Genomic DNA, 11,252 nt, shown 5'->3' on the forward strand with positions numbered 1-11,252 from the left:
ATGAAAAGATTTTTTTTAACGGGTAGCTTATGTTTCCTGGCAATAGTGATTTTTGGGAATTCAAATGGGTTTAGTCCTGAAAATTTGACCTTTGAAGCCAGTGTTTTTGCCGCAGCTCAAATCGAGCCTGTAGGTGATCAGTTTGTAGATGAAGGAGTTGAGTTTTCATACAGTTTTAATATTTCTGATGACGAAGACGATGTTCAGGATCTATCGATTTCCTTAAACGGACTACCATCCGGAGCAGTATTTGATAAATCTACACTTACTTTAACATGGACACCTGATGAGACTGAGGGAGGAAATCAATATAGCATTGAATTAAACGTCGTTGATACAGATTTAAATTCAACAGTTGAAAGCTTTAGTATTACTGTAAACGAAACCAATATAGAGCCACAACTATCAATTACTGAGACTAATCAAATTTCACCGGAGTTAAACTTGGTAAATTTTGTTGCCGAGGCTATTGATCAGGATGTCCCGGAAAACCAGGTTAGTTTTTCACTGTCAGGTGATGCACCCTCCGGTGCTTCAATTGATCCTGTAACAGGCGAGTTTAATTGGACGCCAACTGAAGAACAAGGGCCCTCAACCTATGTTTTTGATATTTTGGCAACAGATGAACATGGTGGAGTAGGGCAGCATTCAATTAGTATTACTGTTGAGGAAGTTAATTCTGATCCGGTTATAGATCCGGTATCCAATAGTGAATTAGCGGAGTTAACCACCTTAAATATCAATTTAACATCGACGGATAGTGATTTGCCTCAGCAGGGATTAACTTATAGCTATACGGGAATTAGTTCTCCAAATGCAAGTATAGATGCAAGTACCGGTCAATTTACCTGGACCCCGTCTGAAGCTGAAGGGCCTGGCCAATATGAGCTATTTTTCACTGTGACAGATGAGTATGGAGGCACCTCTACTACTTCATCTTTAATTTCGATATTAGAAGACAATGAAGATCCGGAAATAGAAAACATAGATAATCAGACTATAAACGAAGGAGAAGCATGGACCTATCAGGTTATAGCTACTGACGAGGATATTGAAGATGGAGAAAACCAGGTGTTATCTTATGATTTTAAGAATGGTTTTCCTGAGGGAATTTCTATAAATGGATCAACTGGATTAATATCCTGGACTCCAAATGAATTACAAGGACCAGGTACTTATGAAGTTACTGTTCGTGTGAGAGATGACGGATCACCAAGAGGAATGGCTGAAGAGAAATTTAAAATTGATGTTCTCGAAACTAATACTGCACCTATATTAAATGATCCCGGGGATAAAATAGTTGATGAGCAAACAAAACTGGAGTTCACATTATTTTCAACAGACACGGATCGGCCCGAAAATGATATTGAATATTCAATAGTAAGTGGAGCTGCTTCCGGAATGTCATTGGATTCGAATACAGGGTTATTTTCATGGACCCCTTCTGAAAATCAGGGGCCCTCTACTTATTTGGTTACATTTAGTGCATCTGATGGTGAATTATCTGACACGAAAGATGTTGAAATAACTGTTAATGAAGTAAACACATTGCCAGTCATCGGCACGATTAATGACCGAACTATTGATGAACAAACAATCCTATCGTTTACAGTAAATGCAAACGACTCTGATATCCCGCAAAATACTATTAGCTATTCGTTGATATCCCCACCACAAGGGGCAGCAATAGATCCTTCAACGGGACAGTTTAGCTGGACTCCGACTGAATTACAAGGACCTGGAAATTATACTATCACTGTTGCAGTTAGCGACGGAATTGGTGAATCCACAAGGTCTTTTACTGTGGTAGTAAATGAGGTAAATAAGCCACCTGTTTTTACATCAGGTGCAATTACTGAGGCTCAGGAGAATGTAGAATATATATATAACGTCGTTGCTGAAGATCCTGATAATAACGATTATGTTACCTTAACCGTGCCTACACTTCCATCCTGGTTGACTTTTAATCAAACTGGTAATGGTACCGGAACTTTATCCGGAATACCTGGCAATAGTGATGTGACTGATAATGATGTTGTTATAAGAGCAACAGATAATTCCGGAGCTACAGCTACTCAGTCTTATTTTATTACATTTGAGATCGTTAATGACCCTCCTGAGATAATAAGTAGTCCGGTAACTCAGGTTCAGGAGGGAGCAGAATATTTATATAATATTATAGCTACCGACCCTGATCCCAACGAACAATTAACTTTTACTGGACTTAACATACCTGAATGGCTGACACTTACAGATAACGGAGATGGAAAGGCTACATTGACCGGTGTACCAACTCAGGCAAATGTTGGTAGTAATTCTGTTTCAATAAGAGTTTCTGATAGGGATGGACTGACAGATTCACAATCATTTAATATAAATGTGCAGGATAGTCCTGATCGACCAGTATTGAACAATGCGATATTACAGGTTAATGAAGATGATACTTTACGATTGAATTCTCAGCTCTTTGAACAATATTATAGTGATCCTGACAATGATCCATTATCCACAGTAAGAGTAATTGCAATCCCTTCTAATGGAGCATTGTATTTAAATCAAATGAATGTTGTTGCAGATCAAATAATTGCGGCAGACCAATTAGACGATTTCTATTATGTACCAGACGAGGACTACATTGGAGCAGATTCTATTCGATTAAGGGTGTCTGACGGGGTAGAAACCGCAGTTAATGCTACCTGGTGGAGAATTAACGTGGTTGGAGTTAATGATAAACCTGAAATCCTAAACTTTAATGATTTTGATTTTTTCTATAATGGCTTTTTAGATCTTCAACCAATTGTTGAGTTCGGTGAGATAATAGACAATGATAGCGAAACGATTGCTTTTATGGAAGCTTATTTTACTACCAGCTATCAAGAAGAAGATTTTCTTTGGTTTGACCTGGCCGGTACTGATTTAACAGGCTCATATGATCCTTCATCTGGAGTATTTCGAGTTGAAGGAATTTCTTCAAAAGCTGAATACGAACAGGTCTTAAATACTTTGTCTTACGGGTTTGATGGTGAAGCTGAACCACGGCCTTTCCCTCGTGGCATAGGAGTGGTAATTAGTGATGGGTCGAATTTAAGTGATGTCTATGAGCGTATAATGACTTTTGAAAACGCTACAATAAGATTGGATATCGTAGATGCTTTTACTCCAAATAGTGATGGAGTAAATGACACTTGGAGTATTCTTAATTTGGAATTTTTTGATACTGTAATAATCAGGGTGTTTGATATTGAAGGAAGACAGGTTTTTATTTCTGATGGATATCAGGAAGAGTGGGATGGTACCTCAGGTGGTGAAGCACTTCCTTCAGGGACCTATTATTATGTGATAGATTTAGACAGGGGCCGAATGCAAAAAGGTTCCGTAACGATATTAAAATGATGAGACCAATTTTCATTATAATATTTATATACCTGGGAGTGCATTCCTTGAATGCGCAAAACATCCCTTTTTATAGCCAGGATCAAAGAGCTATGTTGCTTTATAATCCTGCTTTGGTTGGTTTAGAGGATTTCACACAGGTGCAGGTTGGATATAAAATGTTTTATCCAAAGATCCCTAATGCACCTCAACTTATAACAGCCTCAATTGAATTTAATCTAGGTAATGATCTTAAACAGTCAACCGACCAAATAAGAGTAAGTGATAAAGAAGCGCTATTGGAAATGGCTGATAAAGGAGGTGTCGGTGTAAAGCATGGATTGGGTTTTTCATTCCAGGGTTTTGATGAATTTGGAATATTTTTTAATCGTGCTATTGCTAGTTATAATCTTAAGCTACCTTTGAATGAAAATCTGAAATTATCCGGTGGAGCTCAAATAGAGTACCTGGGTATTTCTGTAAATCCTGATAAGTACACTCTACGGGATGAACAAAATGATCAGTTTTATCAGAGCTTACTTCAATCAGGATCTAATGCATCATATTTGAATTTAGGGTTGGGCGCTGCCCTTTTAGGTAATAAATTTTATGCAGGTGTTTCGGTAAACAATGTAGTTAGTTCTCCTATTTCAGATGAGCCTGTAGATAATATAGACCCTGATTTAATGGTGACTGCACATGCGGCATATTATTTCGATAATTTTGCAAATATTGTTATATCTCCGATGGTTTCATTTTATAACCATCCGAATCTGGGAGATATATATAGTGGACAGGTCAGAATGTTTTACAAGGATCTTGGCTATTTTGGAATTGGAGGAGGAAATAGAACCTCATTCTATGTGCCATTGGGAGTAAATGTGACTGATTTTATAACAATTAACTATACCTATTCAATTCTTGATCAGGATAAAACCGGACTCGGAACTTCCAATCATGAATTATTTTTGTTATTTGCAATAGGAAATAGAAAAGAAGCAAAAAGATTCAATAAGTGATTAAAGAGATACTTTTTTATTTATAGGGATAAATATTTTTTTCCTTAATTCATTTGGTCAGAATTATGTTTTTGGACCCGCAGATTCTCTGTCTGATAAAATAAACTCTGAGGCGGAAGAACTTGCACCATACTTTGTATCTGATCAGAACACATTATATTTCTCCAGAATATTTCATAAAGAAAATACCGGTGGGTTATATTCTGGTGCTGATATATGGATGACAACTTTGGATAAAGACGGAAACTGGAGTAAGCCTACAAACAATTTTTCAAAATGGAATAATAAGGAAAATAATGTATTGGCAGGAATAAAGGATGATCAAAAAATTGTTTATTTAAATGATTCATATAGAAGTTCAGGAGGAATAGCATTTTCCAAATTCAATGGGAAAAATTGGAGTAATCCCGAATCAATTAAAATCCCAGGCATATCTGAGTCTTCTTATACAGGATATTATATGACACCCGATTATCAGGTTTTAATAATATCAATGAAGGGAAGTGACTCCTATGGAGAGGAAGATATTTATATTTCTCTTAAAGATAGTGCGACAGGACAATGGTCAGTTCCAAAAAATTTGGGTCCTACTATCAATACAAAAGGATTTGAAATATCACCATTTTTATCTGATGATATGGAAACATTGTACTTTGCTTCCAACGGACACGGAGGGTATGGTGATTCAGACATATTTATGTCTAAGAGATTATTTGGAAGCTGGACTGTTTGGACGAAACCTGTTAACCTGGGACCAAATATTAACAGTGAAAAATTTGACGGATACCTGAATATTAGCAAACAATCTAAAAAAGCTTTTTTACCAGCAATCGAAATGGTGGTTTGGCTGACATTTATTGGTGTTCTTTTCTCGAAAAGCCATTTAATATTGATTTAACTTTTTTTCAGAAAAAAGTTTTATCCGATTCTAGTCTACAATCGTTATTTGAAGTAGATATCCCTAGTAAATTTCAGATGAATAATGAAATGGCTGTTTCTGCCGGGGACTCTGAAATCATCTATTATATAATTAATACAATAAATGATAACGATAATATTTTTGTTGAATTAAAAGCTACAACACCTTTTTACGAAGGGATCAGTCAGCAAGAATTCAATAAAGTAATGGAGTTTGCGAAACAAGTTCGATTGGAGTTTATAAAACAGGGACTACCCTCAGAAAGGATAATAATGAATGCAGAGTTAATTGAACCAGGCATTCCGGAGGCGGAAGCTTCAATCGGTAAAAGTGGGCACGTGAAAATATTATTAAGAAAATAATTAGTAGATTGTATTGCTGGTTTTTTTTCAAATTTGAAATATGGATTTCATTCTTATATATAAAGCATTAAAGCGTAAGTGGTGGTTATTGGTAACAGTGCCTATATTGGCTGCTACCATTGCTTATTTTGTAGCTAGTTCTGCAGAAAAGGTGTACAAATCTACTACTCAATTATCGACTGGAATTACTACGGACGAAGGTGTTACATTTAGTGAAGATGGAAATTTCAACCCATTTGAAATTGAGTCCAAATTCACTAACCTAATTGAAAACATTAAGTCAGAAACCATAATTAATATGGTTTCATTAAAGCTTTTGTTACATGACCTGGATCAACCAGAAGCCTTCAGGTATATCGAAAACTATGATGATGGGAAACCCATTTATTCAAAAGAAGAATTTAAGACAGCTAAGGAAATTGCAAAAAACAAGTATGATTCACTAAAAGGAATCTCAACTTTTAATAGTGATGAGCGAATGGTAGCCAAGCTCTTGAAGGACTTAGGGTATGATTATAAAAGCTTGATGGAGGAAATGGAAATCCGCCGGGTAAGCAATTCAGATTATATAAGTATCAGTTTTATTTCTGAAGATCCCTATTTATCAGCTTTTGTCGTAAATACTCTGGCTAAGGAATTTATTCGACATCAAAATAAAAATGTCGTTAGTCAAAGTGGTCAGTCAATTCAGTTTTTTGAAGAACTTTCAAAGCAAAAAAAAGAACAGCTTGATGAAAAGATTTCTGAATTAGAAAGTTTTAAAGCAGCTAACAATGTGATTGACACAGAAGTTCAAAGCGAGAGTAATGTTTCGAAAATATCAGATCTCGAAAGCCAGCGCTCAGAAGTTAGAAGGGAGATTTACAGTTTAAATCTCCAACTTGAAAATATTAATCAGAAAATAAGAAATCATGGGTCAGGGGGGAATCAATCCGGATCGTATGGCAGGATATTACAGTTACGAAACCTGATAAATGAAGTAAATAAAGAATATATCCGAACCGGTGAAAAAGAATTGCTGGATTCTCTTCAGAATCTCAGAGCTGAACGTGATCGATTACAAAGCCAGGCATCAACCGGATCAACTATTGGTGGAGAGAAGGTAAGCCTGGCCGAATTAAAAGATACTAAGGATGATATTGAGCTACAGTTAAGAGTAGCCAGAGAGACTCTTCTAGAAATTAATAGAGATATTGCCAGCCTGCAGTATAATGTAAAGGATTATGCCTCAGTTGAAGGCCGATTGGGTGCATTACAACAGGAAGTGGATCTTGCTCAGCAGGAATACCTTGCAGCACAGGAAAAATTAAATGACGCTAGAAACAAATCAAAAATATCTGAAAGCTCGATAAAGCAAAATATGATAGGCCAACCGGCTACGGATCCTGAATCAACAAAGACTATCATAATAACTGGATTTGCCGGACTATTAAGCTTCATCTTATGTGTGTTTGGGATAGTATTTGTTGAATACCTCGACTTTTCTATTAAAACGCCTACCCAGTTTATCAGGCAGACAGGACTTCCTTTTGCAGGAGCGATCAATCATATAAAAGAAAATGACAAACTTAACCTTCAGGATCTTTTTGGTAGCGATTCGGATAATGAAGAACTAAACATATTTAAGCAGGAGCTACGTAAAATTCGATTTGAAATAGAACAACTAAAGCCAAAGTCAATTCTTTTTACGAGTACAAGGCAGGGATCTGGAAAGACGTTTTCTTTGTTATGTTTAGCTTATTCCTTAAGCCTGATCAATAAGAGAATATTAATTGTAGACACCAACTTTAAGCATAACTCATTAACTGATATTTTGATTGTTAGTCCATATAATAATCAGATCGAACAGAAAAGCCGGGTAAGAAGGTCCTTAAAGTTACTGGATGGGGGGCAGGTAAAGCCAGCTTTACTGAAGAGCCGGAAAATGGAGAGGAATATAATGAGGACAACGAATCAATAATAAGAACAACGAGTCATAAGCTTATTGATGTGATCGGCTGTAAGACCGGAACGGATTCCCCATCTGAAATTTTTAGTGGAAGAAATTTCGATAAAATGCTCGAGGAGTTTAAGCACCAATATGACTATGTTTTACTCGAAGGTGCTGCTCTTAATGATTTTCCGGATTCAAAAGAATTAATTTCATATGTAGATGCAGTAATTCCTGTTTTTTCAGCAGATACTGTTCTAAAAGTGATAGATAAAGAATCTATTAAATACCTTAAGACTTTAAAAGGTAAATTGATCGGTTCGATACTAAATAAAGTCAAAACTGAGAATCTGAAAATCTAGTCAGCATTTAGCAATATTATTGTAGGCGTTTCATTTGCCATCAATGTAATTTTATTGTTTTGCTTATTTTTTGTAGAAATCATTCCTGCTTCTTTTTCATTTCTTAATTCGATGATAGTTGCATTGGAATATTTTTTGTCTAAGCGTAGGTCAATTTCAGAGGTTTTACCTTTTGAAGTGCCATACCAAATGATATAGGCTTCCTTACCATTTTCAGGATGAGTTAATTTGGCCTTGTATAAATTGCTTAATGAATCTACTTCTAAGTCATCAATAATGAACTTGCTCAAATGGTGATCAATAGTTGAGTAATAAAACCAGGAAGGCTTCTTTTTGTAACCAGTATGTTTAGATGAGGTCAAACCGCTATTCATATAAGTTTGATAACTCTCTTCATTGCCATCTCTTAACATAAACTGGGTCATGCGGTCTGCACCTGCAGCCTTACCGATGATAATTGATCTGATTAACCATGCTGCCTGTACCTCTTTTGAAGTTAAATCACCCATCGCAGGAGCTATTTGACTTCCTTTTGTCTGAGTATCATATCCAAACTCAGTTATCCATAATTCCTTTCCCGGCAAATGCTTATCTCTGAATTCACTTAATCTTTTGATTTTATGAAATAATGAATCAGCTTCAGGAGATATTCCTTTGGTAGCCTTTCCATGTTGAATACCTCCGTTATTCGAATAATGGTGAAAGTTAATGACATCCCACACAAATTTTTTATCAGTACGGTTATGATCGCACCAGAATTTCATGGCTTTGACATATTCAAGATTAAAGGTGGCCAGGCCTGCCATTACTAGTTTTGAGTTTGGATCAGCATTTATAATTCCAAATGACTTTCCCAATTCTCCCTCGTGCCCATCATAATCGGCACTCGAAAGAGCTGCATATTCAAAAGGAGTAAAATACTGTATTCTGGACATCCACCATTTGTCGGGCTCATTCCAATTTTCGTAATACTGTAAAACCCCCATTCCTGAGATTTTATCTTGAGATGAATGGAGCTTCAGCAATTCCTTACTTACTTCATTTGAACCATATCTGGCTGCAAATTGAAACATGTGGTCAGCGTGTTCTTTGTAATCTAAAGGGTTCGCAGGATTTCCTTTGGTTGGTTTATTCTCGAGTGATTTATCTCCTTCTCCTGTCATCCACAGAGTTGTGCCAACCATTACCGGCACGACAATTTTTCCTTTTTCATTTAATGTCTTATAATAGCTGTCAAAATTCCAACCATTCCCAGCGATGGTAGGATTAAATCTGTTTAAATTATTCGGATAACCTTGATAATCCTTATCTCTGGCTCCTTCCATCCAGTCCCATTGATGATATTCGCGGACTATATGGATGGGATCTAATGCACTGTGCGGAACATCAATAAAACTATTTGTACCCAAGCCGTTTTTTAATTGCTTTAATGATTCATTCAAAGGGTTTGAATCTCGTTTTTCTGGTGAGGTAATCTTCTTGTGAAGTACACCACTAATTACTATTTCATTGATGTTGACATCAGGTCCTGAAAGGATAATTTGCAGGTATCTAGACTTCCAGGATACGGGCTTTGTTTGCCACTGATTATACCTATTGGTTGGGACATTAATTCCTTCAGACCACTCAAAAGGTTCTCCATAATTAATAATCAGATCACCAGTTGCCGACCCATCATAAAAGCCGATGCTATCAATATTATATTCATCTTTCAAATCAATAATAAGTTCTGCGGGATAGTGCCATTTTGGTGAATATGGAGGCTTCCAGGTTGTTTCAGGTTTGCTCTTATTTTGTTCATCAAATAACAAAAATGCATTTCCCTGGGTGGTTAAATTTATGATCTGTTCAGGTTTTACCTCTATTTTCTTAACAGGTGGTTGAGAAGATTGATTTGTACAGCCTGTTGTTTTAGTGTAAATTATTATTATTAAAATACAAAAAATAGTCTTACATTTGAACTTTGTCATAAATAGTATTTTTTGATATCACTATGCATGCAGTAATAACGATATTTCTCGGAATAATCTATCTATATTTTGGCTTTTATATAGTTTATTTTTTGCTTTTTTCGATAGCAGGACACTTTTACAAGGTAAAAATAAATATTCCAAAAAGAGAAAACTCAAGGTTTTTGGTGATGATACCAGCTTATCGTGAGGATGAAATAATCCTCCATACCGCTGAGGAAGCATTAGCACACAATTTTCAAAATGGAGTTTTTGACGTTGTGGTTATTGCTGACAAGTTAAAAATTGAAACTGTAGATCAACTCAGAGAAAAAGGTGCTGAAGTAGCAGAAGTATTTTTTGAGAGAAGTACAAAAACTAAATCTATTAATAAAGCTCTTGATACCATAAAAAAGGATTATGACAGGATTGTTATTCTGGATGCAGATAATATAATGAGAAAGGGATGCCTGGATGAGATAAGTAAATATTTAGACGCAGGATATTATGCAGTTCAAGGACACCGAACAGCTAAAAACAGGGATTCATCCTTTGCATTGCTGGATTCAATAAGTGAAGAAATAAATAACCATGTTTTTAGAAAGGGACATAGAGCATTAGGTTTTTCTTCTGCTCTTATTGGATCTGGGATGGCTTTTAAGTACGATTTTTTTAAGGAAATCATGCATGGGAATGAGGAAATGGGAGGCGAAGATAAAGAAGCAGAATTTCGTATAATAGGCAGAAGAAAGAAAATTGCATATGCTGATGAGGCAATAATTTACGATGAAAAAGTTTCGAGCGCTGATGTCTTTGCCAAACAGCGAACGAGATGGATAGCCGGCCAGTTTTACTTTTTCCGCGATCACTTTGTACCTGCTTTTGGACATCTTTTGAAAGGTAATATTGATTATTTTGAAAAGTTTCTTCAATCATTTATTCCTCCAAGGGTAATTCTTTTAGGTGTTTTGCCTGTTTTTGCTTTATTAAGTTTATTTATCGATTCCCCAATAGAATGGTATCACTGGGCTTCCTTGCTTATTATTTTTTTAATAGCTAATATGATAGCGATACCAAAGAGGTTTTATAATAAAGATTTTTTGGTTGCTGCAATGCAATTACCCAAAGCTATATATGCGATGGCAGTAGGTATTTTTGGAGTTACTAGAGCTCACAAAACCAATTTTCATACTCCAAAAACAAAAAAATCTGTCGAAAAAGAATAGTTCACGAGTAAAATAATTCAATTCTTGTCACTTTTTTTACATCGCAAACGTTTTCGGAGGGGTGTGGCTTGCATGTGGAAGATTTCCACACCTTAAAATCTAACTTCCACAAA

General features: G+C 35.9%; 8 protein-coding genes. 7 read left to right on the top strand and 1 reads right to left on the bottom strand.

The window, feature by feature from the left end; genetic code table 11:
* The 6 genes from DCC35_RS03355 (at position 1) to DCC35_RS03380 (ending at position 7,964) form a co-directional block, all read left to right on the top strand.
* Positions 1-3,393, top strand: coding sequence for a putative Ig domain-containing protein (locus tag DCC35_RS03355; protein WP_137089462.1), 3,393 nt, complete (start codon positions 1-3; stop codon positions 3,391-3,393).
* A complete protein-coding gene (locus DCC35_RS03360; RefSeq protein ID WP_175402697.1) occupies positions 3,393-4,391 on the top strand; it encodes a PorP/SprF family type IX secretion system membrane protein in 999 nt (332 codons plus the stop codon). Before DCC35_RS03355 ends, DCC35_RS03360 begins: the two co-directional genes overlap by 1 nt.
* Before the next feature lie 229 nt (positions 4,392-4,620).
* A complete protein-coding gene (locus DCC35_RS03365) occupies positions 4,621-5,289 on the top strand; it encodes a hypothetical protein (RefSeq protein WP_217495910.1) in 669 nt (222 codons plus the stop codon).
* A gap of 77 nt (positions 5,290-5,366) precedes the next feature.
* A complete protein-coding gene (locus tag DCC35_RS03370; RefSeq protein WP_137089465.1) occupies positions 5,367-5,672 on the top strand; it encodes a hypothetical protein in 306 nt (101 codons plus the stop codon).
* 40 nt (positions 5,673-5,712) lie between these two features.
* Positions 5,713-7,632, top strand: a complete 1,920-nt coding sequence (locus tag DCC35_RS03375) for an exopolysaccharide transport family protein (protein ID WP_137089466.1) — start codon at positions 5,713-5,715, stop codon at positions 7,630-7,632.
* Positions 7,633-7,661: 29 nt separating this feature from the next.
* Positions 7,662-7,964: a tyrosine-protein kinase family protein gene (locus DCC35_RS03380; RefSeq protein WP_137089467.1), complete on the top strand. Its 303-nt coding sequence runs from the start codon at positions 7,662-7,664 to the stop codon at positions 7,962-7,964.
* Here the strand turns inward: DCC35_RS03380 and DCC35_RS03385 are convergent.
* The gene (locus tag DCC35_RS03385; RefSeq protein WP_137089468.1) at positions 7,961-9,934 is read right to left on the bottom strand and encodes a hypothetical protein; all 1,974 of its coding nucleotides are present in this window, start codon (positions 9,932-9,934) and stop codon (positions 7,961-7,963) included. The genes DCC35_RS03380 and DCC35_RS03385 overlap by 4 nt on opposite strands.
* A gap of 23 nt (positions 9,935-9,957) precedes the next feature.
* Here DCC35_RS03385 and DCC35_RS03390 point away from each other — a divergent pair, with 23 nt between their 5' ends.
* The gene (locus tag DCC35_RS03390; protein ID WP_137089469.1) at positions 9,958-11,139 is read left to right on the top strand and encodes a glycosyltransferase; all 1,182 of its coding nucleotides are present in this window, start codon (positions 9,958-9,960) and stop codon (positions 11,137-11,139) included.
* The last annotated feature ends 113 nt before the right edge of the window (positions 11,140-11,252 follow it).

Origin of the sequence: Mangrovivirga cuniculi (assembly GCF_005166025.1) — a bacterium.
GTDB classification, from domain to species: Bacteria; Bacteroidota; Bacteroidia; order Cytophagales; family Cyclobacteriaceae; genus Mangrovivirga; species Mangrovivirga cuniculi.